27 protein-coding genes are annotated in these 25357 nt (G+C 72.6%); 7 read left to right on the top strand and 20 right to left on the bottom strand.

The genetic code is table 11. The features are described 5' to 3' along the window. Window positions 1–31: 31 nt before the first annotated feature. From KIT14_06285 to otsB, 8 genes are all read right to left on the bottom strand, one after another. Entirely contained in the window at window positions 32–1240 is a 1209-nt protein-coding gene (locus KIT14_06285) for an acyl-CoA dehydrogenase family protein (GenBank protein MCW5890145.1), read from the bottom strand. 45 nt (window positions 1241–1285) lie between these two features. Beyond that, on the bottom strand, window positions 1286–1471 hold the full coding sequence (locus KIT14_06280) for a hypothetical protein (GenBank protein ID MCW5890144.1): 186 nt from the start codon (window positions 1469–1471) through the stop codon (window positions 1286–1288). Next, the gene (locus tag KIT14_06275; protein MCW5890143.1) at window positions 1468–1878 is read right to left on the bottom strand and encodes a secondary thiamine-phosphate synthase enzyme YjbQ; all 411 of its coding nucleotides are present in this window, start codon (window positions 1876–1878) and stop codon (window positions 1468–1470) included. The genes KIT14_06280 and KIT14_06275 overlap by 4 nt, the downstream gene beginning before the upstream one ends. 18 nt (window positions 1879–1896) lie before the next feature. Continuing rightward, entirely contained in the window at window positions 1897–2754 is an 858-nt protein-coding gene (locus tag KIT14_06270) for an alpha/beta fold hydrolase (GenBank protein ID MCW5890142.1), read from the bottom strand. 8 nt (window positions 2755–2762) lie between these two features. Then, a complete protein-coding gene (locus KIT14_06265) occupies window positions 2763–3215 on the bottom strand; it encodes a GNAT family N-acetyltransferase (protein ID MCW5890141.1) in 453 nt (150 codons plus the stop codon). Next, complete coding sequence (locus KIT14_06260; protein MCW5890140.1) at window positions 3212–3547, bottom strand: RidA family protein; 336 nt, start codon at window positions 3545–3547, stop codon at window positions 3212–3214. The genes KIT14_06265 and KIT14_06260 overlap by 4 nt, the downstream gene beginning before the upstream one ends. 70 nt (window positions 3548–3617) lie before the next feature. Next, window positions 3618–5360, bottom strand: a complete 1743-nt coding sequence (locus KIT14_06255; protein ID MCW5890139.1) for a hydantoinase B/oxoprolinase family protein — start codon at window positions 5358–5360, stop codon at window positions 3618–3620. Between the two features lie 175 nt (window positions 5361–5535). Continuing rightward, the gene (gene otsB / locus KIT14_06250; GenBank protein ID MCW5890138.1) at window positions 5536–6321 is read right to left on the bottom strand and encodes a trehalose-phosphatase; all 786 of its coding nucleotides are present in this window, start codon (window positions 6319–6321) and stop codon (window positions 5536–5538) included. Window positions 6322–6329: 8 nt separating this feature from the next. Between otsB and KIT14_06245 the strand changes: the two genes are divergently transcribed. Both KIT14_06245 and KIT14_06240 read left to right on the top strand, forming a co-directional pair. Beyond that, entirely contained in the window at window positions 6330–7790 is a 1461-nt protein-coding gene (locus tag KIT14_06245; protein MCW5890137.1) for a trehalose-6-phosphate synthase, read from the top strand. A gap of 53 nt (window positions 7791–7843) precedes the next feature. Then, entirely contained in the window at window positions 7844–10477 is a 2634-nt protein-coding gene (locus KIT14_06240; protein ID MCW5890136.1) for a DUF349 domain-containing protein, read from the top strand. A gap of 19 nt (window positions 10478–10496) precedes the next feature. On the opposite strand, the gene KIT14_06235 is transcribed toward KIT14_06240, so the two are convergent. The 7 genes from KIT14_06235 to KIT14_06205 all read right to left on the bottom strand — a co-directional run bounded on the left by KIT14_06235 (window position 10497) and on the right by KIT14_06205 (window position 18020). Further along, complete coding sequence (locus KIT14_06235; GenBank protein MCW5890135.1) at window positions 10497–12062, bottom strand: hypothetical protein; 1566 nt, start codon at window positions 12060–12062, stop codon at window positions 10497–10499. A 29-nt stretch (window positions 12063–12091) separates the two neighbouring features. After that, window positions 12092–14290 carry a hypothetical protein gene (locus tag KIT14_06230; GenBank protein MCW5890134.1) on the bottom strand — a complete coding sequence of 733 codons (2199 nt, stop codon included), beginning with the start codon at window positions 14288–14290 and terminating at the stop codon, window positions 12092–12094. Window positions 14291–14743: 453 nt separating this feature from the next. Continuing rightward, window positions 14744–15154, bottom strand: coding sequence for a Zn-ribbon domain-containing OB-fold protein (locus KIT14_06225; protein MCW5890133.1), 411 nt, complete (start codon window positions 15152–15154; stop codon window positions 14744–14746). After that, window positions 15154–15996, bottom strand: a complete 843-nt coding sequence (locus KIT14_06220) for an alpha/beta fold hydrolase (GenBank protein ID MCW5890132.1) — start codon at window positions 15994–15996, stop codon at window positions 15154–15156. Before KIT14_06220 ends, KIT14_06225 begins: the two co-directional genes overlap by 1 nt. 7 nt (window positions 15997–16003) lie before the next feature. Further along, entirely contained in the window at window positions 16004–17164 is a 1161-nt protein-coding gene (locus KIT14_06215; protein ID MCW5890131.1) for a thiolase family protein, read from the bottom strand. A 3-nt stretch (window positions 17165–17167) separates the two neighbouring features. Next, window positions 17168–17590, bottom strand: a complete 423-nt coding sequence (locus KIT14_06210; protein ID MCW5890130.1) for a MaoC family dehydratase N-terminal domain-containing protein — start codon at window positions 17588–17590, stop codon at window positions 17168–17170. A gap of 1 nt (window position 17591) precedes the next feature. Further along, window positions 17592–18020, bottom strand: coding sequence for a MaoC family dehydratase N-terminal domain-containing protein (locus KIT14_06205; protein MCW5890129.1), 429 nt, complete (start codon window positions 18018–18020; stop codon window positions 17592–17594). A gap of 169 nt (window positions 18021–18189) precedes the next feature. Here KIT14_06205 and KIT14_06200 point away from each other — a divergent pair, with 169 nt between their 5' ends. Next, entirely contained in the window at window positions 18190–18438 is a 249-nt protein-coding gene (locus KIT14_06200) for a hypothetical protein (protein MCW5890128.1), read from the top strand. Next, window positions 18435–18626: a hypothetical protein gene (locus KIT14_06195; protein ID MCW5890127.1), complete on the top strand. Its 192-nt coding sequence runs from the start codon at window positions 18435–18437 to the stop codon at window positions 18624–18626. The genes KIT14_06200 and KIT14_06195 overlap by 4 nt, the downstream gene beginning before the upstream one ends. Before the next feature lie 231 nt (window positions 18627–18857). On the opposite strand, the gene KIT14_06190 is transcribed toward KIT14_06195, so the two are convergent. Then, window positions 18858–19661, bottom strand: coding sequence for an oxalate:formate antiporter (locus tag KIT14_06190; GenBank protein MCW5890126.1), 804 nt, complete (start codon window positions 19659–19661; stop codon window positions 18858–18860). Then, window positions 19661–20323: a TetR/AcrR family transcriptional regulator gene (locus tag KIT14_06185; GenBank protein MCW5890125.1), complete on the bottom strand. Its 663-nt coding sequence runs from the start codon at window positions 20321–20323 to the stop codon at window positions 19661–19663. Before KIT14_06185 ends, KIT14_06190 begins: the two co-directional genes overlap by 1 nt. Before the next feature lie 145 nt (window positions 20324–20468). On the opposite strand from KIT14_06185, the gene KIT14_06180 reads away from it, so the two are divergent. Both KIT14_06180 and KIT14_06175 read left to right on the top strand, forming a co-directional pair. Continuing rightward, window positions 20469–20699, top strand: a complete 231-nt coding sequence (locus tag KIT14_06180) for a hypothetical protein (protein MCW5890124.1) — start codon at window positions 20469–20471, stop codon at window positions 20697–20699. Window positions 20700–20802: 103 nt separating this feature from the next. Beyond that, entirely contained in the window at window positions 20803–21588 is a 786-nt protein-coding gene (locus tag KIT14_06175) for an SDR family oxidoreductase (protein ID MCW5890123.1), read from the top strand. Between the two features lie 34 nt (window positions 21589–21622). Here the strand turns inward: KIT14_06175 and KIT14_06170 are convergent, their stop codons facing one another. Further along, on the bottom strand, window positions 21623–23161 hold the full coding sequence (locus KIT14_06170; GenBank protein ID MCW5890122.1) for an AMP-binding protein: 1539 nt from the start codon (window positions 23159–23161) through the stop codon (window positions 21623–21625). Window positions 23162–23171: 10 nt separating this feature from the next. After that, the gene (locus KIT14_06165; GenBank protein MCW5890121.1) at window positions 23172–24347 is read right to left on the bottom strand and encodes an amidohydrolase family protein; all 1176 of its coding nucleotides are present in this window, start codon (window positions 24345–24347) and stop codon (window positions 23172–23174) included. 129 nt (window positions 24348–24476) lie between these two features. Between KIT14_06165 and KIT14_06160 the strand changes: the two genes are divergently transcribed. Then, complete coding sequence (locus tag KIT14_06160) at window positions 24477–24803, top strand: DUF971 domain-containing protein (protein ID MCW5890120.1); 327 nt, start codon at window positions 24477–24479, stop codon at window positions 24801–24803. On the opposite strand, the gene KIT14_06155 is transcribed toward KIT14_06160, so the two are convergent. Next, window positions 24782–25357 (bottom strand): DUF4340 domain-containing protein, encoded by a 576-nt coding sequence (locus tag KIT14_06155; GenBank protein MCW5890119.1) that lies wholly within the window; start codon window positions 25355–25357, stop codon window positions 24782–24784. The genes KIT14_06160 and KIT14_06155 overlap by 22 nt on opposite strands.

Here is a 25357-nt window from a genome sequence, read left to right as displayed (position 1 = left end):
AGCGGCGCCGGATGCCCCGCGCGAGCCTCGCTCAGGCGTATTTGCGCAGCTCGAGGCGCGCCACCATGCCGCGATGCACCTCGTCGGGGCCGTCGGCGATGCGCAGCGCGCGCCCCATCACCATGAGGAGGTTCAGCTCGGGGTCGGCCATGCCCTGCCCGCCGTGGATCTGCACCGCGGCGTCGGCGACCATCTGCAGCACGTTCGGCGCCACGACCTTGATCGCCGAGATGTCGGTGAGCGCCGCGAAGACGCCGTGGCGGTCGAGCGCCCAGGCGGCCTTCAGGGTGAGCAGGCGCGCCTGGTCGATCGCCATGCGGCAGTTGGCGATGATGTCGCGGTTGCCGCCGAGGTTCACGAGCAGCTTGCCGAACGCGACGCGCGACAGCGCACGCCGGCAGAGGCGCTCGCGCGCACGCTCCGCCGCGCCGATGGCGCGCATGCAGTGGTGGATCCGGCCCGGCCCGAGACGTCCCTGCGCGATCTCGAAGCCGCGGCCGGGGCCGGCGATGAAGGCGTCCTTCGGCAGGCGCACGTTCTCGAAGCGCATCTCGGCGTGGCCGTGCGGCTCGTCGAGCTGGCCGAACACGGGGACCATGCGCTCGATCACCACGCCGGGCGCGTCGAGCGGGCACAGCACCATCGAGTGGCGCTGGTGGCGCTCGGCGCTCGGGTCGGTGACGCCCATGAAGATGAGGAACTTGCAGCGCGGATCGCCGGCACCGCTGGTCCACCACTTGCGGCCGTGGAGGACGACGTGGTCGCCCTCGACCGTACAGGTCGCCTGCATGTTGGTCGCGTCGCTCGACGCGACCTCGGGCTCGGTCATCGCGAAGGCGGAGCGGATGGTGCCGTCGAGCAGGGGGCGGAGCCAGCGCTCCCGCTGCTCGGGCGAGCCGTAGCGCAAGAGGACCTCGGCGTTGCCGGTGTCGGGTGCGGCGCAGTTGAAGACCTCGGGCGCGAGGAAGCTGCGGCCGGTGATCTCGGCGATCGGCGCGTAGTCGCGGTTGTCGAGCCCCGCGCCGAACGAAGACTCGGGCAGGAAGAGGTTCCACAGCCCGGCGGCCTTCGCCTCGGCCTTCAGCTCCTCGACGATCGGCGGGATGCGCCACTGGCGCCAGTCGTCGCTGCGGGCGAGCTGGCCGACGTAGGTCGCCTCGTTCGGCACGACGCGCTCGGTGACGAAGCGCTCGACGCGGGCGATGTAGTCCTGGGCGCGGGGGGAATGCTCGAAGTCCATGCCCGCCTTCCTGCGCCGCCGGGGCGGGACGGTGCAACCCTTTTGCTACGGCGCGGTGGCCGGAAGGTCCGCGGGCGGCGGGGCCGGCGGCACGGGCTCCGCCGGCGCCGGGTCGTCGCCGAACGACCAGCAGGCCGGATTGAGCTTCTTCTCCATGGTGTCGAGCGGCGTGCCGCTCAGCCGGCAGGTGCATCCCGCGAGTGCGACGGCGAGGAGCGGCGCCCACCTCATATGCCGAGCACCTTCACCACCACGCGCTTTTTCCGCCGCCCGTCGAACTCCATGTAGAAGACCTGCTCCCAGGGGCCGAGATCGAGTACGCCCTCGGTGATCGGCAGGATCGTCTGGTGGTGGATGATGGTGCGCTTCAGATGGGCGTCGGCGTTGTCCTCGCCCGTCTGGTGGTGGCGGTAGTCGCCGACCGGCGCCAGCTTCTCGAGCCACTCCATGACGTCGTGCTTCAGGCCCGACTCCTCGTCGTTCACCCAGATCGCGGCGGTGATGTGCATCGCCGACACCAGGCAGAAGCCGTCGCGCACGCCCGACGCCGCCACCACGTCGGCGACGCGGTCGGTGATGTTGACGATCTCCTTGCGGCGGGAGGTCGTGAACCAGAGGTAGTCGGTGTGGGCGCGCATGACGCCGACCCTACCACCTCAGCGCAGCGCGGCCAGCGCGTCGCGCAGCACGGCGATCGTGGCCGCGGGCGCCTCCAGCTGCGGCTCGTGGCCGATGCGCGGCAGCACGGTGAGGCGTGCGCCGGGGATCGCGGCGGCGATCTCGCGGCCGACGCGCACCGGGATGACGCGGTCCTCGTCGCCGTGCACGACGTGCACCGGCATGCGCAGCCCCGCGAGCACCGGCGCCGGCTCGGCGCGATCGAGCGCGCGCAGCAGATCCCGGACGTAGGGCGGGCGGCCGAGCACGCGCCAGCCCTCCCAGTAGCGCTCCATGGCGGCCTCCGAGGGCACGAAGCCGCGGTGGAACGTGTCGCGCATGATCGTGCGCCGCAGGCGGCGGCGGAACGAGACGGCGGGCATGAGCGACGCGACGCCGGGGAGGCGCAGCATGCCGAGGCCCGCCGGCATCGGGAACGGCAGGCCGAGCGAGCAGATCGACACCGCGGCGCGCACGCGCTCCGGCTCGCGCGCGGCGAGCATCAGCGCGACCCCGCCGCCGAGCGAGTTGCCGGCGACGACGCACGGCCCGACGCCGGCGGCGTCGAGGTAGTCGCCGACCGCCGCCGCCATCTCCTCGACCCGCAGCGGCCGCGACGGGATGTCGGAGAGACCGTGCCCCGGCAGGTCGATCGCGTGCACGCGCGCCTCGGCCGCCAGCGCCGGCACGACCTCGTCCCAGCTCGAGCCGTTGTCGGTGACGCCGTGGATCAGCACGAGGTCGGGCCCGGCGCCCGTGACGCGCACGCGCAGGCGCCAGGTGCGCGTCTGCACCAGCTCCGCGGCGGGCACGGCGGCGCGGGCGTCGGCGAGCGAGCAGATCGCGGCGGTGGGCATGCCGGTCGCTAGCAGCCCACGGGCGGCGGCAACGCGCGCCGCATGCGGCGATGCGGACCCACGGTGGGCACGTCGAACACCTCGGATTCGACCGTCCAGCCGCAGCGGCGGTAGAAGTCGATCGCGGCGACGCGGGCGTTGCACCAGAGCACGTGCACGCCGGTGGCGGGCGGGATCGTCGCCTCCGCGAAGCGCAGCAGCGCCGCGCCGAGCCCGCGGCGCCGGCGGTCGGCGCGCGTCGCCATGCCGCGCAGCTGGTAGGCGCCGGCGCCCTCCCACGCCTGGCGCATGAACGAGGCGCAGGCGACGGCGGCCGCGTCCTCGAACGCCCCCAGGTGCCAGGTGTCGGGCGCGTCGTCGCCGTCGAAGCGGGCCGTCGCGAGCGGCAGCCCGGGCCGCAGCTCGACGTGGCGCAGGGCCAGGATCTCGTCCAGCGTCGCGCGCCGGATCGCCGGCGTCACGGGACGATCGCGTCGGCCTCGATCTCGATGAGCGCCGCGTCGTCGATGAGCTTCGCGACCTGGACGAGGGTCGTCGCCGGGCGGACGTCGCGGAACACCGCCCCATGCACCTCGGCGACCTCCTGCCAGCGCGCGATGTCGGTCACGTAGAGCCGCGTGCGCACGACGTGCTCGAGTCGCCCGCCGAGCGCCTCCAGCGCCGCGGCGATGATGTCGAGCGCGCGCCGCGTCTGCGCGCCGAGCGAGGGCGCGAAGGTGCCGTCGGCCTCGATGCCGACGGTGCCCGTGACGGCGATCGTGTTGCCGGCGCGGACGGCGCGCGAGTAGCCCATCTTCGGCTCCCACGGCGAGCCGGTGCTCGCATGCGTGCGGCCGCCCCGCTCCTCGGTGGTGATCTTCACGTCAGCCACGGCGTGCCTCCCGCATCGCCGCGCGCAGGCGGTCCGTCGCCTCGCGGTCGATCGCCAGCGTGAGCTCCCACAGGTCGCCGGTCAGCACGACGCCGTAGTCGCGGCGTGCGCCCTCGACGGAGACGTACTCGTCGAGCACGTCGTCCAGCACCTTCTCCGCCGGCCGCGCGAGCGGGTCGCCCCAGCCGCCGCCGCCGCCGTAGTGGTACTCGTAGCACTCGCCGGCGTCGTGCTGGATGTAGCCCGCGGTGTCGCCGACCTCGTGCCGATGTGCACCGCCGACGCGCACGTCGAGCTTGTTCGGCGCCCCGTTCTTGCCGCCCGCGATGCCGGGCATCGGGTACTCGCGGCCGACGACGTAGGTGTAGATGGTGGCCGGGACGAGCACCTGCTTGCGGTAGAGGCTGCCGCAGTTGCCGCGGAACTCGCCGGCGCCGCCCGAGTCGGCCTCGTAGTCGCGCCAGAGCTGGCGCACCGGGAAGATCGCCTCGTTGATCTCGGCGGTGGCACGGATCAGGTTGCCGAAGGAGACGTTCATGCCGCCCCAGCCGTCCTGGCCCTTCACCGCACCGCAGTACGCGGCGAAGGTGTCGACGGAGTGGTCGATGAAGAGCTGCCCGGTGGCCGGGTGCTTGCCGAAGATCACCGTCGGCATGCCCATCTTGTAGACCTGCGGGCAGCTGCGCTCGGGCACCGCGCGCTCGAGCGCCTTGGCGATCGCCTCGCCGACCTCGGTGCCGGGATGGTGCGTGCCCGCGGCGACCGAGCGGCCCTCGGGCGGGTTCAGGCAGCAGCCCTTCGGCACGACGAGGTCGATGGAGTCGAAGAAGCCCTCGTTCTTCGGGATCGTCGGATCCATCATCGTCGCGAGCTGCGCGACCACGTAGCCGCGCGTGTTGCCGAAGGTCGAGTAGGCCTGGATGTCGGGGCGGTCGTCCGAGCCGGTGAAGTCGATGGTGAGCCTCGGCCCGTCGACGGTCACCTTGCAGTGGATGTGGATGTCCTTCTTGCCGTGCGGATCCTGGTCGACGTAGGCGTCGGATTCGTAGACGCCGTCCGGCCAGCGCGCGACCTCGGCCTGGAAGCGGCGCTTGGCGTAGGCGATGACGTCGCGCACGGCGGCCTGCACCGCCTCGGTGCCGAAGCGCGCCAGCACCTCCTGCAGGCGGCGGACGCCGAGCTGCGCCGCGCCGACCTGGGCGCGGAGGTCGCCGAGAAAGGTCGGCGTGCGGTTGTTCACCGCCATCATGTACTCGACGTCGTCGCGCTTCACGCCGGCGTCCCAGATCTTCACCGCGGGGAAGCGCACGCCCTCGGCCCAGATGTCGGGCGCGTTGACGTTGTAGCCGCCGGGCGCGCCGCCGCCGGTGTCGGCGTGGTGGCACTGGATCGACGCGATCAGCACGCACCGGCCGTCGTGGAAGACGGGCGCGAAGACGTTGTAGTCCGGCAGGTGGCCGCCGCCGTGGTACGGGTCGTTGGCGACGACGACGTCGCCCTCGCGCAGCCCGTCCGCGCCGAAGAACTCGACGGCGAAGCGCACCGGCAGCGTCGACGACAGCATGAACTGCGGGATGCCGACCGACAGCGCCGCGAGCTGCCCGGCGGCGTCGAGGATGGTCGCGTTGCGCTCGTTCGACTGGTTCAGGATCGGCGTCGTGGCCGTGAGGCTCACGTGCGTCGCCATCTCGTAGCAGATCGTCTCGAACGCCCCGAGGACGATCTCGCTCGTCACCGGATCGCCCTTGCGCCCGGCGCCGCCGGCGCGGGCACGCGCGGGGGCTTTCCCGGACGCCCGTGCGGAGGCTTTCGCGGACCGCGAGCGGACGGAGCGCAGGGACGGACGCGGGGCCGGGGGCATGGGGTCGGCTACACCGAAAGCGCCGCGGCCGACAAGCCGCGGCAGGGCGTCACGCCGCCAGCGCGTCGAGCAGCGCCTGCACCGACGTCTGCGACGGCAGCGTGAAGCGCGCCTGCGTCGCGAGCACGGCGCCGCCGCGCTCGACGGCGCCGGCGAGCGGATCGACGAGCACCGGGAAGTCGCCGCGGCCGAGCGTCGCGAAGGCGTCCTCGTCGGTGGTGTCGTCGCCGACGTAGAGCACCGCGGCGCCGGGGCGCTGTCCCGCGAGCCAGCGCACGGCGTCGCCCTTGTTCGGCAGGCCCTCGGGACGCAGCTCGAAGACGCGCCGGCCCGGCACGACCTCCCAGCCCGCCGGACAGTGCGCCCGCACGGCTTCCTCGACGGCCGCCGTCGCCGCGGGATCGGCGCCGCGCACGTGCAGCGCGACGACCGGGCCCTTGCGCTCGAAGCGCACGCCCGGCGGGGCGCCGATCGCGACGTGCAGCGCCGCCTCGAGGACGTCGGCATGGCGCTCGGCGACCATGGTCCACGCGTGCGACACGGTGCCGTCGGGCTGCCGCCGCGCGGCGCCGTGCAGCCCCGACAGCCAGGCGCCGGCGACCCCCGCGAGCTCCTCGACCTGCGGCAGAGGCCGTCCCGAGACGACGCCGACGAGCGTGTCGGCCCGCTGCGCCAGCGTCGCCAGGCGCTCGAGCACCGCGGGCGCCACCTGCGCCAGCTCGGGGCGCTCGACGATCGCCGCGAGCACCCCGTCGACGTCGAACACGGCCACGAGCCCGCGCGCCTCGCGCGCGGCGCTCACCTCGCCGGGCACGAGGGGCATCAGTGGGGCCATCCAGCAAGATGTTGCGGAGGATCGTGCGGGCCGCAAGCCGTATTGACGCCGGCGCCGTGCTCCTGCACGGTCCGTGCGTGAGCCGGCTGCTGGTGGTGTCCAACCGTGCGCCGGTCGAGCTCGTGCGGGAAGGTGGGACGCTGCGCGCGAAGCGTACCGTCGGCGGTCTCGCCACGGCGCTCGACGACGCGCTCCGCAGCCGGCCCGGCACCTGGATCGCCTGGGTCGGCCCGGTCGAGGACGGCCTGCTGCCGCCCGCGCGCACCGAGCTGCCCTACCCCGTGCGCGCCATCCATCTGAAGGAGCGCGAGCTCGACAACTACTACGCCGGCTTCGCGAACCAGGTGCTGTGGCCGCTCTGCCACATGTTCCCCACGCGCTGCGTGTTCAACCCCGCCTTCTGGACCGCGTACCGCCACGCCAACGACCGCTTCGCGCAGGGCGTGCTCGCCGTCGCACAGCGCGACGACCAGGTGTGGGTGAACGACTTCCACCTCTGCCTCGTGCCGGGAATGCTGCGCAGCGGTCCGGTGCCCCTCCGCGTGGGGATGTTCTGGCACATCCCGTTCCCGCCGCCCGCGGTCTTCGGCATCTGCCAGTGGCGCGACGCGCTCCTCCAGGGGCTGCTCGGCTCCGACGTGATCGGGCTGCAGACCGAGGACGACGTCGACAACTTCCTCGCCTGCGTGCGCCAGTTCCTCGACCTGCCCGTACACGGCACCGTGGTGCGCACGCCGGAGCGCACGGTGCGCGTGGTGGCGCTCGGCATCGGCATCGACGCGTACCGCTTCGCCGCGCAGGTCCGCGAGCCCGACGTGATCGCGCACGCCGACCGCCTGCGCTCCACGCTCGGGGCCGAGGTGGTGATGATGGGCGTCGACCGCCTCGACTACACGAAGGGCATCGTCGAGCGCCTGCTCGGCTTCGAACGTTTCCTCGAGCGCCAGCCGAAGTGGCGCCGTCGGGTCTGCCTGGCGCAGATCACGGTGCCGTCGCGCTTTCGCGTCCCCCAGTATCGCGAGATGAAGCGCGAGATCGACGAGACCGTCGGCCGCATCATCGGGCGGTTCACCTTCGAGGGCCGCTCGCCGCTCGCCTACCACTACATCGGCTTCGACCACGAGCAGCTCGCGGCCTGGTACCTCGCAGCCGACGTCGCGCTGGTGACGCCGCTGCGCGACGGGATGAACCTGGTCGCGAAGGAGTACGTCGCCTGCCACGAGGATCGGGAGGGGATCCTGGTCCTGTCCGAGTTCGCCGGGGCGGCGAAGGAGATGCGCGAGGCCCTCCTGGTGAACCCCTACGAGCCCGAGGCCATCGGCCGCGCCATCGAAGAGGCGGTGCACATGGGGGCCAGCGAGCGACGCCGTCGCATGCGCGGGCTGTCGCGCCGGGTGGCGCAGCGCGACATCCGCTGGTGGACCACCACGTTCCTGGCCCTGCTCGAAGGCCGCGACGTCGCCCTGTAGCCCGCGCGGCGCGTGACGCCGCCGCCGCGACGGGCTAGAGAAGCCGGCGGACCATGGACCTCCTCGACCGGCTCCGCCCGCCGTGGCGCCACTCCGACCCCGTCGTCCGCGCTGGCGCCGTGCGCGCCATGGGCGACGACGAGGCCGAGCGTCTCGCCACCATCGCCGGGGAGGATCCCGACGCCCGCGTCCGCCGGGTGGCGATCGAGAAGCTCGCCGACCCCGAGGTCCTCGCCCGGGTGGCCGAGCGCGACGCCGACGAGAGCCTGCGCGCGCTCGCGGCCGATCGCCTGCGCGGCCTCCTCGTCGCCGAAGCCGCATCGGACGCGCCGGCCGAGCGTTGCGCGGCGGCGCTCGCACGGCTTACCGACGAGCGCAGCCTCGGCGCGGTGGCGGCGGGCGCGGCGCATGCGGCGATCCGCGAGGCGGCGCTCGCCCGTGTGACGAGCGACCGCGTCCTGCGCGACGTCGTGCGCCAGGCCACCGACGCCGCGCTCCGCCGCGCGGCGCTCGAGCGCATCGGCGAGGTCGCGATCCTGCGCGGCCTCGCCGTCGGGGACCTGCCGGCCGAGCTCGCCGTGCGGGCCGTCGAGCGCCTGGGCGACCCCGACGCGCTCCGTGCCGTCGCCGCCAACCGGGCCGCGCCCAAGGCCGCGCGCGAGCGGGCCCGGGCCTTGCTGCCCGATGCCCCGCCGCTCGACGACGAGGGCGACGTCGCGGCGCCGGGCCGTCCGGCCGAGATCGCCGGCGTGGTCGACCCGCGCGAGGCGGCGGCCCACCGCGCGCGTCTCGCGCTCGACGAGGCGCGCCGGGCCCGCGAGGCGCTGTGCGCGCAGGTCGCCGCCCTCGAGGGTCCCGACGCGCTCGCCGCGCTCGCCCGGGCACGCGAGACGTGGGCCAGGCTCGACCCCGTGCCGCCGGCGGAGCACGAGGCGTACACGCGGCGGTTCCGCGAGGCCTGCGACGCCTGCGTCGCGCGCGACCGCGACCGCCTGGCGGGGGCGGCGTCGCACGAGCGGCTGCTGCCGCTCGTGCGCGAGGCCGAGTCGCTCGCCGGATCGCTGCCTCCGCCACGCCCGAAACGGTGGAACGACCTCGAGGAGCGGTGGACGGCGGCGCGCGGCGCCGAGCCGGCCGGCGACGCCGTCGCCGAGCTCGAGCGCCGCTTCGCGGCCGCGAAGGAGCGCGTCGGCGAGCACCGGCAGCAAACCGACGCGGAGCGCACCGCCGCCCAGCAGGACAACCTGGTGCGGCTGACGGCGCTGCACGCCCGGCTCGAGGAGCTGGCCGCGGCCGAAGCGGTGAAGCCCACGACGGGACGCCGCGAGCTCGGTCTCGCCGACACGGCGATCGCCGAGCCCGGCCCGCTGCCCCCGGGCGAGGTGCGGGCCGCCTGGATCGCGCGGCTGACGCAGGCCCGCGACCGCCTCGGGCAACGCCTGCGGCAGGACACGGAGACCGAGGAGTGGCGCCGCTGGGCGAACGCCACTGCGCAGGAGGAGATCATCCAGCGCGTCGAAGCGCTGCTCGAGGCGAACGACCTGGCCGAGGGCGTTCGGCAGCTCGGCCGCCTCCAAGACGAGTGGGCGCAGGTCGCGACCGCGACGCCCGAGAAGTCCCGGCCGCTCTGGGAGCGCTTCCGCACCGCGCGCAACGAGCTGCGCCGCCGCTGCGACGCCTGGATGACCGAGAACCTCGCCCGCAAGCGCGCCCTCGTCGAGCAGCTGGCGGGGGTGGCCGAATCGACGAGCTGGAACGAGACGAGCGAGCTCGTCCGCCGGCTCCAGGCGGAGTGGAAGGCGATCGGTCCGGTGCCGGGCAAGCACGCGCGCGCGCTCTGGCAGGAGTTCCACGAGCCCTGCGACCGCTTCTTCGCGCAGCGCAAGGAGCACTTCGCGCGCGTCGACGCCGTGCGCGGCGGCAACGCCGAGCGCAAGACCGCACTCTGCGAGCGCGCCGAGGCGCTCGCCGACTCGAAGGACTGGGACGCGACCACCGCCGTGGTGAAGAAGCTCCAGGCCGACTGGAAGCAGCTCGGTCCCGCGCCGCGGGCGCAGGAGGAGGCGCTGTGGCAGCGCTTCCGCGCCGCCTGCAACCGTTTCTTCGACCGCCGCAAGCGCCGCGACGAGCTCGAGCACGAGGAGGAGCTGGCCAAGGGTCAGGCGCTGTGCGCACGGCTCGACGCCGTCGCCGAGGCGCTCGGCGGCGACAGCCCGCCGGCGGCGGACGGCGTGCGGACGGCCGTCGACGAGGTCTGGGGCGAGTGGCAGCGGCTCGACCTGGGCACCGGCAAGGACGTCCGGCCGCTGCGCGAGCGGCTGCACGCCGCCTGCGAGCGCCTCTTCGGCGCGGCCCCCGAGGGCCTCCGCGGCAGCCGTCTCGATCCCGCGGCCACGTACGCGCGGCGCGAGAAGCTGTGCCAGCGGATGGAGAAGCTCGTGCCTTCGGCCGACCCCGCGCCGAAGGCCGCGGCGTCGCTGGCCGAGATGGCGGCGGCGCTGCGCGATCGGCTCGCGACCAACACGATCGCCACCGGCCGCGGCACCGAGGCGATCCGCGCCGACGCGAGTCAGGAGGCGGAGCGTCTCGCGCAGAGCTGGGAGCAGCTCGGCCCCCCGCTCGACGACGCCGCGCGCGCCCTCGCGGAACGCTTCGCGGCGGCGCGGGCGAAAGCGCGGCGGGGCTAGCAGCCCCGCCGCGCAGCCGTCACCCCTTCTCGGTCGCCGCCAGGATCTCCTGGAGGCGCTCGGCGGTGTTGCCGGTGAAGCTCGACGACGCGAGCAGATCGCGCGCCACTGCGGGCTGCCGGATCACGAGCTCGGTGAACGCCGCCTTCAGCCCGCGGTACTGGAGCTGCGGATCCTGGATCGCCTGGGCGCGCTGGAATGCCGCCACCGGATTCTCCGGGGCGAGGTTCGCCACGACGGCGAAGAGCGCCGCATCGCTGCGCTCCGTCTCCGGCAGCTGATCGAGCCAGAGCGCGGCCCGGCGGGGCTCGTCTATCGACCACGTCGCCGCCACCGTCTGGATCGCGGCAGCGCGCAGCATCGGATCGCCGATCGTCAGCGCCGCCGCGGCTGCGGCGGCCGGAGCGGAGCTGGCCCAGACGTCGTAGACGGTGGCGATCATGTCCGCGTTGCCGGTCTGGTAGTTGACGGCGTACTCCGCGGCGGCCGCGGGATCGACGCGGCTCCAGCCGGCGAGCGCACCCCGCACGGCCGCCTGGCGCACGAAGTCGTTCTCGATCGACTCGGCGAAGGCGATGGCCGCCGTCGCCTGCTCGGCCGCGAGGCGCATGGCGGTGAGACGCGCGGCCTCGGCGAGCAGCTCGGCCTCGGGGCTCTTCGGCCCGACGACCTCGTGGCCACCGTCCTCGGCCGTCTCGGGCGCGTTCAGGAGATCCGCCTCGCTGATCCCCAGCTCGGCCATCGTCTGGTTGCGCCGGATGGTGTGCTCCTCCTGGAGCGTCCGCTCGGCGAGCACGAGCTGCGCCGCGGCGCTCTCGGGGTCGGTCTGCGCCATCGCCGACAGGGCGGCGTTGAGCGCCATCGCCTGCTCGGTCGGCTCCTTCAGGCCGGAGGCCCACGCCACGGCGGCGGTCGGATCCGACTTCGCCCAGATGCCCGCGACCCAGGCGAGCGCCTGCTGGCGGCGGAACGGCGAGGTGATCTGCTCGGCGAGACGCAGCCCCTGCATCGGATCGCGCTCGGCGAGCGTGCGCGCGACCTGCACGAGCGTCGACGCCTGATTGTCGTCTTCGAGGAACGTGGTGGCCAGCTCGAGCGCCGTTTCGGGATCCTGGCGCGCGAGCATGGTGGCGAAGCGCGTGACGAGATCGCGCACCGCCGGCGAGGCGACCACGCTCGGCGGCAGGTTGCCGAGCGCCTTCGCGAACGCGCCGGCGAGCACGTCGAGCTTGTCGAGCTCCCCGTTCACTTCTAGGGCCATGAGGTACTTGCGGATCGCGCCCGGGTCGAGCTGGAGCCATTCGTCCAGCAGGGCCGCGATCACCGCTTCGCGCTCGGCGGCGTCGTGGATGCGCATGGCCCGCGCCATCTTGCGACGGAACTCCGCCTGGTCGGGGAGACCGCCGTCCTCCGCCCCGGACGACGCGACGCCGTCCGGGGTGGCGGGAGCCGTGGCCGTCTGCTCGGCCACGGCTCCCGCCGGTGTCTTCGACTGCTGGGCCGGCTCGGAGAGAAGGAGGAGACCGCCCGCGATGACGGCGACCCCCGCTGCTGCTGCGAACCCGATGATCTTCTTGTTGCTCATTGTGTGATTCCCCCCCGAGCCGGTCCGAATCAGTCGACCTTCACGATCCTGGACGCCGATGCCATGTTGCCGGCCAGGTCGGTGGCCATGGCCAGAACCTCGATCGAGCTGGTGCCGCTCGAGAGCATCGTCGCCGAGTCCTGGGCCGACAGGACGGCCGTCCAGTCCTTGCCCTTCACCGTCGCCGACAGCAGCATGCCGCCGACGCTCACGTCGACCTTTTCGATGCCGCTCTTGTCGCTGACGGCACCGAAGAAGGAGACGATGCCCTTCTGGATCTTGGCGTTCTTGCCGACCGACAGTGCGGGCGGGATGTCGTCCGCCACGGCCCACTTCTTGAGGCGGCGGAGCTTCCAGTCGAACACCTCGCCCTCGAGCGCCGGCGCGAGCGGCGGATCGTAGCGGTGCCGCGTGCCCTGCTCGTAGGCGTAGGCGATGGAGAGAACCTTCGGGTCGTCGAAGAGGCGGCCCGTGACGTTCATCGTGAGCGGCTCCTTGTTGGCCGGATTCGTCGTGCTGTACTCGAGGACGCCCATCGGCACCGTGACCGCGGGCAGGAACATGAAGTTCACGAGGTCACGGCCGATGATGGTGCCGCCGGTCGCCGTCTTGTTCGGCCACATCGGCCACACGACCGCGTCGAGACCCTCGTCGTCCATCCAGGTCTCGAACGCGTTCTTCTGCTGGCCGCGTGCGGTGTAGTGCTCGACGCCCACTGGCGAGCCGAAGGGGATCGCCGGACCGTCGCTGTAGAGGCCCGTCGACGAATCGAGCGTGTACATTGCGTTGCGCACCGCCGCGCTGATGCTGCTCACCAGCGCCGCGCGCGCGATGACCTTCGGCGCCAGCGTCTGGTAGGTGTCGCCCGGGGCGGGCACGATCGTCTTGATCAGCTCGCGGTAGGAGTACGCCGCGACGTTCGTGCTGTGCGGGGAGTTGAGGAGCTGGGTGACCGGCGCACCCGCGCCGCGGTTGTAGGTCGTGCTGACCGGAGGCGGCATGAAGACGTAGTTGACGGTCGCGCCGAGCGCCTCCATCTCCGCCTTCGCCGACTCGACCACCGCGCGCACGAGCGCCGTCGTGGTCTGGGCCTGGGTCGTGTTCGTCGTCGAGCCCGGCAGCGACGGGGTCGGGTGCGCCATGCCGACGTAGGTGCCGATGATGCCGATCTTCTTACCGGCGAGGGTCGCGCCGTTGAGCGCGGCCGTGAAGCCCTTCTCCGGCACCGGCCGCTTGTCCTCGAGAATCGGCAGGATGGGCGACCAGATGTCCTGCGGATCCTTCTTGCCGACGACGTCGCGGACGATGGCGTTGTCGATCGCGGCGCGCGTCATCGGACCGATCACGTCGCGCTCGGGCGCGAGCGGAATGATCTTGTCGACCGTGATCGAGCCGCCGCTCACCTTGTAGGCGACGAGGCCGTTGCGGTCGCCGGGGTTGCGGATCGAGCCGCCCGTTTCACCGCCGAAGGTGAAGTGGGTGAGATACGCGCCGCTGGAGACACCCGAGCCGCCGCTGCTGCCGCCCGGCAGCGCGCCGGTGAGGTAGCAGCTGCGAACCGTGCCGCGGATCTGCGACGTCGAGCTGACCGCCGAGCTGGCCCAGGTGTCCATGTTCGCCTGGCCCATGAACAGGCCGCCGGCCTGCTTCAGCATCGTGATCACGTTCGACTGGCTCGGCGTGGTCAGGTCCCGCCAGCCGTTGTGGCCGCCCGTCATGTAGAAGTCCTTGATCGAGAACGACCCCTTCACGAGGTACGGGATGCCGTGCAGCGTCCCGAGCATGACGCCCTTCTTGCGCAGGCGGTCGGACTCGGCGGCGTCGTCGAGCACGTTGTCGTTCGAGTAGAGGATCGCATTGAGCGGCTGCGGCGGCGAGACCGGGCTCGTCACGTTGTAGGCCTGCTGGCGGCGCAGGAACATGCTGACGAGCTCGACGGCGCTGAGGCCGTTCGAGTTCATCGCGGCCTGGATCTCCGGGATCGTCGCCGAGCCGAGCTCGAACGTCTGATCGGGATCGCGGGGCGGGCGCGGCGGGCGCGGCGGCCGCGGCGGGCGCGGTTCGCGCGAGTCGTCCTGGACGACCTGCTCGCCGCCTCCGGGGCTGGGATCGTCGCTCCCGTTCTCCTGTCCAAAGGAGAGTCCCGGGTTGAGGACGAGTCCGAGGAGACACGTGGTCGTGACCACGCGTCCGGTTCGCTGCAAAAGTCTCGTGAGCTGCTTCGTCATGTCCATCTCCTCTGGATGGCGGAGTGCGGGTTGATCCACTGCGACGCCGTCGTCGCGTCGCTGTGCAAGGCACGGGCCACGGATGCCGCCGCATCGGGACTAACCGCGGACCGATCGGGCGCGCGCACCGCCCGACTCACGAGCATTGTGCTGTGCAGGATGGAGGCAGCGCGGTGCTGCGCTGCGCGCTCCGCGTCGGCGGCGGAGCCGCAACGAGACCGGGGGGGACGATCGTGCGTGCGATTCGTCGCGATCGAGTTGCGAAATGCGTGCCCCGGAAAAGCCCCAGGGAATCCGCCCCGCGCGAGCACCGACGACCAAACCGAGTTGCGGACGCCGACCACGCGGCGCCGCAGGCGTCTCCCATTCATGCGTCGCGACGCACGATCGCAGGAGATCGATATCTGACTTGCTGGCGATCAGCGGCGCCCGGTGCGGGTTGCCGCGCCCGCGCTACGCCCGCGGCCGGACCTTCGGGAGCGTCACCTCGTCGTCCACCTTCGCGAACGTCACCTCGACCGGGAGGCCGATGCGCAGAGCCTCGTTCGCGCAGTCGACCACGTTCGCGTGCAGGCGGATGCCCTCCTCGAGCTCGACGATGGCGACGTTGTAGGGCGCGTCCGCGAAGAAGCCCGGGTGCTGCGGGCGGTGGACCACGATGAACGACCAGATCGTCCCGCGGCCCGAGAGCGGCGTCCAGGCGTGCTCCTCGGCGAGGCACTTCGGGCACAGAACGCTCGGCGGGAAGCGGAGATGGCCGCACGCCGTGCAGCGCTGGACCGCAAGCTGGCCGCGCCGTGCGTGCTCCCAGTAGGGGGCGCCGTCCTCGGTGATCGCGGGCAGGGGCTTGTCGATCTGGAACATCAGGGGGCTCCGTGCTCGGGGCCTGCGTGCGCAGCGAGCGTGCCGAGGTAGACGTCGAGCAGGCGGACGAAGGCCGCCGGTTGCTCCAGCATGGGGAGGTGGCCGCAGCGCTCCAGCACGTGGAGCGTCGCGTGCGGGATGCGGGTGAGCAGCGGCGTGCTGCGCGCCATCGGCACCAGGCGGTCCTGGCGACCCCAGACGATCGCCACGGGCTGGCGCACCTGCTCGAGCGCGAGCGACGGCGCAGTCAGCACGCCGGTGAGGGCCCGCGCCACCGCGCGCGCGAACTGCGGGAAGTCGTCGGCGACGAGGCGCTCGGTGAGGATGCGGCCGCGCGTCGCGTGCAGCAGCCGGGCGCGGTCGTAGAAGCTCTGGCGCAGCGCCTCGGGCAACGTCGCGCGCAGGAGCTGCGGGGTGAGCGCCTGGAGCGCCAGGCCGGCGACGCGGTACGCCGGCGGGTAACCGTAAGCCGGCGCGGCGAGCGCGAGCGCCTGCGTGAAGCGCGGGTAGCCGACCGCCAGCTCGAGCGCGACGTGGCCGCCGAGCGAGCTGCCGACGACGACGGCCGCCTCGACGTCCAGCACGCGCGCCAGACTGCGCAGCACGCCGGCGAAGAAGTCGATCGTGTACGGCGCGTCCGGCTTGGCCGAGGCGCCGTGTCCCGGCAGGTCGGGCGCGATCACGCGCCAACGGTCGGCGAACGCCGGCATCACGTGCTCCCAGACCGCGTGCGACGCGCTGAGACCGTGGAGCAGCAGGAGGGCCGGCCCGCGACCGGCCTCGGCGACGTGGAGGCGGATGCCGTCGGCGACGACGTCGCGGTGGCGGATCGCGTCCCTCATCGCGGGCTCACGGTCGTCGCAGGATCGCGCACGTGTACGCCACCGTCGGCGGCGGCTCGTGCGGTGCCCCGCCGTACCCGGTGACGAGCGACAACGAGACGTCGGGAACCTGCGTGGTCGAGGTGCCGCGTACCTGCCGCACGGCTTCGGCGACGTGGTTCATGCCGGAGAGATGTCCTTCGGAGAGGAGCCCGCCGGCGGTGTTGCAGGGCAGCTTGCCTCCGACCGTGAGGCCGCCCGAGGCGGCCAACGGGCCGATCTCGTCCCAGTCGCAGAAGCCGTAGTGGACGAGGTCGTGCACCACGCGCGGCGTGAAGGCGTCGTAGAGCTGTGCCACGCTGATGTCCCCCGGCCCGCAGCCGGCCATGCGATAGGCCTGCTCGCCCGCCTTGCGGCCGCCGCCGCGGCCGTCGTCGTACGGCCGGATCACCTCCGACGAGTGCACCTGGCCGACGCCGGCGACGAGCGCGGGCGTCTGCTTCAGGTCGCGTGCCCGCTCCGCCGTGGTGACGACGAAGGCGCCGCCGCCGTCGGTGAACAGGCAGCAGTCGAGGAGGTGCAGCGGCTCGTTCACCCAGCGCGAGGTCTGGTGATCCTCGAGCGTCATCGGCTTCTGCATCTGGGCGTAGGGGTTCGCCTGGGCGTGCTTGCGCCACTGCACGGCGACGTGGCCGTAGTCGGTGCTCGCAATCCCGTGGTCGTGCATCTGGCGACGCGCCAGGTGCGCCATGAAGGTGATCGCGCCGACGTCGCCGTACGGGATCGCCCAGGGCGAGCCGAAGAGCTGCGGGATGATGCCCTGCGGGTTGGTCTGCGTGCCGAAGCTGCAGAGCACCGTCTCGCAGAAGCCCGCCTCGATCGCCATGACCGCGGTCTGGAGCATGCCGATGGGCGTCGCGCCGCCCATGTCCATGGTCGCGCAGTACGTCGGCGTGATGCCGAGGAACGCCGCGGCGCGCGAGCCCCAGCCGTGCTGCTCGCCCATCTGCGCCGGCATCATGACGAGCACGCCGTCGATGGCGTCGCGCGCGACGCCGCAGTCGTCGATCGCGCGCTTCGAGGCCTCGAGGCAGAAGCCCATCGCGCTCGTGCCCGGCACCTTGCCGAAGCGCGAGAGGCCGATGCCGGCGATGGCGTAGCGGTCCCGGAGCCGCGCCGGGTCGCGCATGCCTCAGCCCCTCGGGAGCGCCAGCGTGGCGCTGCCCACGACCTTGCGCTCGCCGGACTGCGTCTCGGTCCAGATGTCGCAGTCGACCACGCGCGTGCCGTTCTCGTCGCGCACCGCGGTGACGGTGCCCTTGCAGGTGACGACGTCGCCGGGCCACGTGAGCTTGGCGAAGCGGGCACGCAGCTTCTTCACGTTGCCGACCCCGGCGGCCTGCACCGCGAACTCGCCGAGGAAGCCCATCGACAGCATCCCGTGCGCGAACACGCCCGGGTAGCCGGCGTTCTTCGCGAACTCGTCGTCGACGTGCATCGGGTTCGGGTCGCCGGCGGCGGGCCCGTACTCCTTCAGCATCTCCCTGGTGATCGGCCCCTTCACGAGGGGCGGCAGCTCGGTGCCGACCTGAACCGTCTTGGGATCGAGCGCCATCTCACATCCTCTTCGAGATGATGACGTTGCGGGAGTAGAAGACCGGCTCGCCGGCGACGTCCCTGGCTTCGGTCTCGAGGACGATGAAGTCGAGGATGCCGCCGGAGCCCTGCTTCTCGTAGATGTCGCCGATACGGCCGGTGAGGGTCAGCGTCTCGCCCACCGCGAGCGGCCGCAGGTACTCGAACTCCTGCTCGCCGTGGACGAGGGTCATGAAGTTGAGCCCGAGCTCGAGGAACGTGTTCATGCCGCCGGCCATCGCCTGGGCCATGAACGCGATGGGATAGGTGGGCGGCGCGGTGGCGCCGGGGCCGCGGTAGGCCGGGTTGTCGTCGCCCAGCGCCTTCGCGAAGGCGGCGACGTGCTCGGCCTCGATGGTGGCGGTGCCCGTGGAGAGCTCCCGCCCGATCAGCTCTTTCGACGGTGGCATGGGATCGGTCCTCGTGGGTCGTACGATCGACCGACCGAGGTATGGCGAACGCCGTCGCGCGCTGTCAAGGCGACGCGGGCCTCCCGCCGCACCCCTGGGCATGGAGCACCTGCGATCTTGACGCGCGGAACCCGCCTGATCGAACGTCGCCGCCCGGAGGATCGTCCTCATGACCGCACGACGGATCGTCTCGGGCGTCGTCGGCTGCGCGCTGCTCGCGGGGATCGTCGCTCCCGCCGGCGCCCAGGTCCGCCGCCGCATCATCACGACCGAAGGATCGATGGCCGTCCAGTCGCAACCCTTCGTCGTGAAGGGCGACATCCGCTGCCCCGACGGCTTCGCCGTCCAGCTCCAGGGACGCGCCAGGACCGTCACACGCCGCCGCAGTTCGGCGGCGTCGACGAAACCTGCTGGGTGAACCCGCTGGCGGACGTCGCGGAGACGGTACGCTTCGTCCCGGTGGGCGACTGCGTGTTGTGTGCGCCGCTCCCGCCGGGCACGACGACGAGCGGCGGCGTCTCGCGCTCGCCCGCCGGCGACGCCGGCCGCAGCACCGCAGGTGGCAGCGGCGCCCTGCCCTCCAGCTCGGGACACGTCGGCGACTGACGCCGCCGACGCGGGCCGCGCGATCAGCGGGTCGGCCGCGTACCCGGGTCGCGGGCCAGGGCGATCACGACCGGGGCCAGCGCGAGCACACCGACCGCCAGCCAGAAGAACGGCCGAAGCAGGGTCGTCATGTCGAGCGGCATCGAAGCATCCTCCTCGTTCGAAATCGAACGTCTGTTCGATATCGAGGGTGCGGCCGCCAACGCCCTGTGTCAAGCCGTAAAAGCCGCGTCAGTCCTGGCTGGCGACGTCATCGAGAAACAGGATCGACTCGCGCTCCGCGGCCTCGCCGCGGCGCAGGTCGGCCGACGCCAACGCATCCCGCAAGGCGCGGTAGAGCGCGATCGACGCATACAGCGCGCGGATGCAGGCGTCGCGGTCGTGGCCGGCGACCGTCGCCTCGAGCGCCGGCCGCCAAGCCCCGGCGCGCGACTCGAGCCGCCGCACGCCCTGCGGCCGATGCCCGGTCGCGACGGCGACGAGCGGGCCGAGCGCGACGCGGCGCAGGAGCGCAAGCCCGTCGATCACCTCGAGCAGCTCGCCGCGGGCGATCTTGCCGGCGACGTAGTGCACCCAGACCCAGAAGCGGTCCTCGATCCACTGGAGATCGGGCGCCGGCCAGCGCGCGACGCCCTCGTCGAGCGCACGTCGCATGCGCGCCTCCCGCTGCCAGAGGATCAGCGGATCCTCGACCCGCGCCGCCAGCTCGGGCAGGGCGACGAACTTGAGGTCGACGTGCAGCAGCGGCGGCCCGTAGAGGCAGATCAAGAGCCGCGGCTCGCCGACGTGCTCGCCGGTGAAGGCGGCGAGCAGCGGCCCGAGCCGCGCAGCCAGCGCCGGGGCCTCGGCCAGAACGGCCGCGTGCGCAGCCGGCTCGACGGCGACGACGAGATCGAGGTCGGAATGCACGTCCACCCCGCCCTGCGCGAACGAGCCGCCGGCGGCGACGCCGACGACGCGCGCATCGTCCTCGAGGATCGGCAGCGCCTCTGCCACGAAGCGAACGAGCCGCTCGCGCGCGCCGGCATCGTCCATCAGTCGAGCCCGAGCGTGCGCAGGGCGACCTGGATGACGTGCTCGCGCACGCGCGCCGCGACGGCGGGATCGTCGAGACCCTTGCCGAGCATGCGGCGGTACACGCCGTCGTTGACGATGTGCCAGTGGACCAGCGCGTCGACGGTGATCATGAAGAGGACCGGGTCGATGTTCTTCACCTGTCCGCGCAGCTCCGCGGGCTTCAGCTGTCCCTCGGTGAGGCCGAGCCAGCGATCGGCGATGCGAGCGTCGGAGGCGGCACGCGGCGGGCTCTCGAGCATGGTACGGCAGCCGAGCTGCACGTAGGCGCGGTTCTCGACGAAGAGGTCGAAGAGATCGCCGAGCGCCTTGCGGGTCGTCGCGCGCAGGTCGCCGCTCTCGCCCAGCGCCTGCACGACGATCTCGCGCACCTGGGCGTGCACGCGCTGCTGCACCTCCTCGTAGAGCGCCTCCTTCGACGCGAAGTAGTGGTAGAGCGTCGAGACGCGGATGCGGGCCTGGCGCGCGATGTCGCGCACGGACGTGCCCGCGAGGCCGCGTCGCGCGAACGTCTCGGCCGCCGCCCCGAGGACGCGCTCGCGCGTGCGGTCGCCCGTCGCTCCCGCCGGGCGTCCGGGCCGGCGCCCGGGCCGCTTCGCGGCCTTCTTCTTCACCGCCGGCACGTTGCGGCTCCGTCGCTCATCGGGAGCCTCTCAGCAGGTCGCGCCGCACGCCGTCAAGGCGCCGCCGGACCCGTCTTGTCGGCCGCAGCGCACGGGAGTAGCGTCCGCCCAGACGTCTCGGACGTGAACGAGGAGGGCGTTGGCCATGATCTCCAACTGCTCGATTCATCGCCTCGCACCGCTCGACCCCGCGGTCGATCCGGCCTACACGGACGGTCCGCCGCCGCGGCCGCATCCGCCGTCGCACGCGGGCGAGGTTCGGATCGACTGGCCGATCGCGCGCATCCCGCCCCAGCTCGACGGCTTCACGACGATCTCGCTCGAGGTCCTCGAAGACGCGATCGAGCGCGAAGCGATGCGCGAAGAGCGGGTCTGAGCGGCCCACCGCGCGTGCGGGACGCGCGCGTCGCATCGGTGCGCGCGCCGCGTGACGCGGCGCGGTTGACGCCTGCGGCGCGGCGGTGTTACGCGCCGCGACCATGCGACTCGACGGCAAGGTCACGATCATCACGGGCGCAGCCCAGGGCATCGGCCGGTCCTACGCGGAGCGGTTCGCGAAGGAAGGCGCGACCGTCGTCGTCGCCGACCTGCGGGTCGAGGCCGCCGAAGAGGTCGCCGCCGCGTGCCGCGCGCAGGGGCGCGACGCACTCGCGATCGCGCTCGACGTCGGGGACGAAGCGTCGACGCTGGCCTGCGCCAAGGCCGTGCACGAGAAGTTCGGGCGCATCGACGTCCTCGTCAACAACGCCGCGATCTACTACGACCTCGACCGCACCGAGAACACGCTCGCCTACTTCAACAAGGTCATGTCGGTGAACCTGAACGGCGTATGGCTCATGAGCCGCGCCGTCGAGCCGATCATGAAGCGCCAGCGGCAGGGCAAGATCATCCACCAGTCCTCGACCGCGGCCTACATGGGCAACGTCGGCATGGTCGACACCGAGGACCCCGACCTGCCGATGCCGCCGTTCCACTACAGCGTCGCCAAGGCCGGCGTCTCGGGCCTGACCAAGTACATGGCCGGCGCCCTCGGGCCGTGGGGTATCAACGTCAACGCGATCGCCCCGGGCGTGACCATGACCGACGCCACGAAGAAGATCGTGCCCGACTACCTCCTCCAGGGCCTCGTCATGTACAGCGCGCTGCGCAAGCCCCTCCAGCCCGAGGATCTCGCGGGCACCGCCGTGTTCCTCGCCTCCGACGACTCGAGCATGATGACCGGGCAGGTGCTGGTGGTCGACGGCGGCATGATCATGCTCGGCTGACGGCCGAGCGGCGGCGGTCCCAGACCTACCGCTCTCAGACCCGCCGGTCGCGGCCCGCCCAGTACGGCTCGCGCAGCTGGCGCTTCAGCACCTTGCCGTTGGGGTCGCGCGGCAGAAGGGCCGTGAAGTCGATGCTGCGCGGGCACTTGTAGTCGGCGAGCCGCTCACGACACCACGCCTGTACCGCGTCGGCGTCGAGCCCGCTGCCGGGACGGGGCTCGACCACGGCCTTCAGCGACTCGCCCCAGCGGTCGTCGGGCACGCCGAAGACGGCGCAGTCGACGACGTCGGGATGCGCGACCAGGGCGGCCTCGATCTCGGCCGGATAGACGTTGACGCCGCCGGTGATGACCATGTCGTGCTTGCGATCGGCGATGAACAGGTAGCCGTCGGCGTCGAGCCAGCCCATGTCGCCGACGGTGAAGAAGTCGCCGCGGAACGCGCCCGCCGTCTTCTCCGGCGCGTTGTGGTAGCTGAACTTCCGGCCGCCGAGCGTCGAGAGATAGATCGTGCCGACCTCGCCCGGCGGACACTCGCGTCCGTCGTCGGCCAGGACCTTCACGGCGACGCCCGGCCACGGGCGGCCGACGCTGCCCGGCTTCCGGAGCCACTCGTCGGGCGGGATGATCGTGCCCGGCCCCTCGGTGGCGCCGTAGAACTCCCATACCGCGCCGTCGGGGAAGACGCGGAAGATGCGCCGCTTCACGTCCGGCGCACACGGCGCGGCGGCGTGGAGGATCCTGCGCACGCTCGAGAGGTCGTACCGAGCGCGCTCGGCCTCGGGCAGCTCGAGGATGCGGATGAAGTGCGCCGGCACCATGCACGACGTCGTCACCCGCTCCGTCGCGATCAGCCGCAGGCACTCGGCGGCGTCGAACTTCGGCATGATGACGACGGTGGCGCCGACGAAGAGGTGCTGCGCGCCGCCGGCGTTCGGCATCGTATGGTAGAGCGGTCCGACGACGAGGTGGACGTCGGCGGCGGTGAATCCCCACATCTCGACGATGCGCTTCTGCGACTCGAAGCCGAGCTTCGGGTCGAACGTCGGGTGCATGACGCCCTTCGGCTTGCCGGTCGTGCCCGAGGTGTAGACGAGCACGTTGAACCCGCCGACCGCGGCCATGGGCGGCGGCGCGTCGGACATGGCCGCGCACGACGTCTCGAAGCTGCCGGGCGAGGCGTCGGGCGACGAGACCAGCACGTGCTCGGGTGCCGGCCGCCCCGCCAGCGCCGACGCCGCGCGGGCCTCGTCCGCGAACGCCGCGTCGACGATCAGCACCGCCGGCTCGCTGTCGGCGAGGACGTGCGCGATCTCCTCGCGCCGCCAGCGGTGGTTGATCGGCACCGCGAGCGCGCCGAGCTTCGACGCCGCGTGGGTGCCGGCGTAGAACTCGGGCCCGTTCGGAAGCAGCAGCGCCACCCGCCCGCCGGCGCCGACGCCGTGCGCGGCCAGCACGTGCACCGTGCGGTTCACGAGCGCGTCGAAGGCGCCGTACGACAGCCGGCGCGCCCCACACACCACGGCCGTGCGCTCCGGCGTCGCGGCGGCGTGGGCGGCGACGCCGTAGATCATGCCGGCCGCCTCAGGCGGGGAACCACTTCTCGAGCGTCCCGTGCGCCAGCATGGCGACGTCGTGATCCGCGAGCTGGAGCTCGTCGCACACCTTCGTGAAGCCCGACACCAGCTCCGGCGTGCCGTCGTAGTGCGGCCAGTCGGACGCCAGCGCGACGTGGTCGGCGGGCAGGAAGTCGAGCGCGATCTTGATGTCGGTCTCCTCGCACGCCTCCACCGTGACCATCATCTGGCGCCGGAATATCTCCATCGGCGGCGTCTTCCACTGCGGCGCCTTGATCGCACCGAACATCTCGCGGTGCTCCTCGAAGCGCTCGAACATCGACGGGATCCAGCCGGCGCCCGCCTCGAGGACCATCGTCGGCATCTTCGGGAAGCGGTCGAACACGCCGCCCGACATCATGTCGTAGAGCGTGTGGATCATGTCGAGCGGGAAGCCGAGACACGATGCCGCCATGATGTCGGGCAGCCGGTAGCCGCGCGACGTCCCGAGCTGGTCCCACATCGGCAGCGGGTGCAGGCCGAGCTTAAGGCCGGTGTCGGTGACGATCTGCCAGATCGGATCGAACTGGGGATCCGAGTAGTGCGTGCCGTTCACCGGGTTCGTGCGGATGAACACCGCGGGCACGCCCATCGCGGCGACGCGCTTCACCTCGGCGACCGCCGCGGCGACGTCGGTCATCGGCAGCGCCGCGACGGGAATCAGCCGCCCGCCCGAGCCGGCGCAATAGTCTTTCGCGATCCAGTCGTTGTAGACCTCGCAGACCGCGGGCGCGATGTGCGGCAGGAAGGTGCCGCCGGAGAGCATGAAGGTCGGGAAGAGGACGGAGCGCGAGAGCCCGTGCCTGGTGTTGAAGGCGAGGCGCTCGGGGCCGACGATCGACCAGCTCGGCGCGTCGAGGATCGTGAAGCGCTCCTCTTCGCCCTCGGCGAAGACGCGCGCCAGCGGCTGCCCCATCGCGCACGCGAGGCCCATGCTCTGGAGCATGTCGCTCGGCCGGATGCCGCCGTACATGACGTCGAGATCGGCGATGTCGATGCCGTAGATGCGCTGGTGGAAGACGCCGCCCTCGTCCCGGTAGTAGCGCGGCGCCATGTCCCGCAGGTCCTTGGGCATGCGCTCGACCCACAGGTCGCCCGGTTCGATGACGTGGCCGTCGGCGTCGGCGAGCTCGGTGATCGTCATGGGCGCGGGCTACCGCGGTCGAGGTCCGGCTGTCAATCATCCGACCTAATCGAGCGATTCATGGCTGCCGGCAGGCCCCGGACCCGGCGCCGGCTTGTCGCGGCCCGGACCGTTCGCTAGCGGAGGGACGTGGTCGACGCGCGCACGCAGGTGAAGGCGATGAAGGAGATCGGGCGTTACGCGCTCGGTGTCGACTGGGCCGACGGCCACGACAGCATCTACCCCTACCGCACCCTGCGCCGCGCCTGTCCGTGCGAAGCCTGCGAGGCGGGCGGCGACGTCGCCCCGACGCCGGCAGAGGAGAAGCCGCGCGCCATCGAGCTCCTCGGCGACGCGAGCCTCTTCGTCTGCTGGAGCGACGAGCACGAGACGCTGCTCCTCACCACCGAGCTGCGCGCGCTCTGCCGCTGCGCCCGCTGCGCGGGCGAGCCGGACTACCCGATCTCGGGCGGCTGACCCGGGCCGCGTGCCCCGGGGCCTGCCCCCGCCGGCGCGGCGCCGCTCATGTGGTCGCGCTGGTAGAAGACGCGGTCGACGGCCGACAGCATGCCGACGCCGACCGTGAACAGACGCCGATCGCCCTGGCGCCGTGCGTAGACCGCGCCGCCGCTGCTCGTCATGGCGCCCAGGTCGAGACGCCGGCGGCGCTTGCCGGTCTCGACGGTGATCGTGGCACGGGGCGGATCGAGGCCCCAGTCCGACGGCTCGCCGGGCGTGAACGCGTCGACGGCACGCAGCTTCGCGAGCGTCGTGACGAGGTCGTCGAGCGCGCTCGCCGCCGCGGGCGTCGCCTGCATGCCGTCGAGGCGCCAGCCGCGGCCGCCCCGCTCGGCGCTGAAGGTGCGGTCGCCCTCCGCGACCACGACGCTCTGCACCGCGTGCGCCGCCACGCGCAGCACGCGCGGTCCGCGCATCGCCTGCTCGCCGGTACGCCGCGGCGGCGCCTCGATCACCGCGACCAGGCCGGCGCCGATCGCCACCAGCGCCAGCAGCACGAGCATGCGCCGCAC

This window comes from bacterium (assembly GCA_026129405.1).
In the GTDB taxonomy this organism is placed as follows: Bacteria; Desulfobacterota; Binatia; order DP-6; family DP-6; genus JAHCID01.
This window is presented reverse-complemented; position numbering and strand designations above follow the sequence as displayed.

What these genes read in the sequence shown, in the direction of transcription:
- KIT14_06285 (MCW5890145.1), bottom strand. Translation starts at nt 1,240, where the DNA reads ATGGACTTCGAGCATTCCCCCCGCGCCCAGGACTACATCGCCCGCGTC.
- KIT14_06280 (MCW5890144.1), bottom strand. Translation starts at nt 1,471, where the DNA reads ATGAGGTGGGCGCCGCTCCTCGCCGTCGCACTCGCGGGATGCACCTGC.
- KIT14_06275 (MCW5890143.1), bottom strand. Translation starts at nt 1,878, where the DNA reads ATGCGCGCCCACACCGACTACCTCTGGTTCACGACCTCCCGCCGCAAG.
- KIT14_06270 (MCW5890142.1), bottom strand. Translation starts at nt 2,754, where the DNA reads ATGCCCACCGCCGCGATCTGCTCGCTCGCCGACGCCCGCGCCGCCGTG.
- KIT14_06260 (MCW5890140.1), bottom strand. Translation starts at nt 3,547, where the DNA reads ATGGGCTACTCGCGCGCCGTCCGCGCCGGCAACACGATCGCCGTCACG.
- otsB (MCW5890138.1), bottom strand. Translation starts at nt 6,321, where the DNA reads ATGGCCCCACTGATGCCCCTCGTGCCCGGCGAGGTGAGCGCCGCGCGC.
- KIT14_06245 (MCW5890137.1), top strand. Translation starts at nt 6,330, where the DNA reads ATGTTGCGGAGGATCGTGCGGGCCGCAAGCCGTATTGACGCCGGCGCC.
- KIT14_06240 (MCW5890136.1), top strand. Translation starts at nt 7,844, where the DNA reads ATGGACCTCCTCGACCGGCTCCGCCCGCCGTGGCGCCACTCCGACCCC.
- KIT14_06235 (MCW5890135.1), bottom strand. Translation starts at nt 12,062, where the DNA reads ATGAGCAACAAGAAGATCATCGGGTTCGCAGCAGCAGCGGGGGTCGCC.
- KIT14_06230 (MCW5890134.1), bottom strand. Translation starts at nt 14,290, where the DNA reads ATGACGAAGCAGCTCACGAGACTTTTGCAGCGAACCGGACGCGTGGTC.
- KIT14_06225 (MCW5890133.1), bottom strand. Translation starts at nt 15,154, where the DNA reads ATGTTCCAGATCGACAAGCCCCTGCCCGCGATCACCGAGGACGGCGCC.
- KIT14_06220 (MCW5890132.1), bottom strand. Translation starts at nt 15,996, where the DNA reads ATGAGGGACGCGATCCGCCACCGCGACGTCGTCGCCGACGGCATCCGC.
- KIT14_06215 (MCW5890131.1), bottom strand. Translation starts at nt 17,164, where the DNA reads ATGCGCGACCCGGCGCGGCTCCGGGACCGCTACGCCATCGCCGGCATC.
- KIT14_06210 (MCW5890130.1), bottom strand. Translation starts at nt 17,590, where the DNA reads ATGGCGCTCGATCCCAAGACGGTTCAGGTCGGCACCGAGCTGCCGCCC.
- KIT14_06205 (MCW5890129.1), bottom strand. Translation starts at nt 18,020, where the DNA reads ATGCCACCGTCGAAAGAGCTGATCGGGCGGGAGCTCTCCACGGGCACC.
- KIT14_06200 (MCW5890128.1), top strand. Translation starts at nt 18,190, where the DNA reads ATGACCGCACGACGGATCGTCTCGGGCGTCGTCGGCTGCGCGCTGCTC.
- KIT14_06190 (MCW5890126.1), bottom strand. Translation starts at nt 19,661, where the DNA reads ATGGACGATGCCGGCGCGCGCGAGCGGCTCGTTCGCTTCGTGGCAGAG.
- KIT14_06180 (MCW5890124.1), top strand. Translation starts at nt 20,469, where the DNA reads ATGATCTCCAACTGCTCGATTCATCGCCTCGCACCGCTCGACCCCGCG.
- KIT14_06175 (MCW5890123.1), top strand. Translation starts at nt 20,803, where the DNA reads ATGCGACTCGACGGCAAGGTCACGATCATCACGGGCGCAGCCCAGGGC.
- KIT14_06170 (MCW5890122.1), bottom strand. Translation starts at nt 23,161, where the DNA reads ATGATCTACGGCGTCGCCGCCCACGCCGCCGCGACGCCGGAGCGCACG.
- KIT14_06165 (MCW5890121.1), bottom strand. Translation starts at nt 24,347, where the DNA reads ATGACGATCACCGAGCTCGCCGACGCCGACGGCCACGTCATCGAACCG.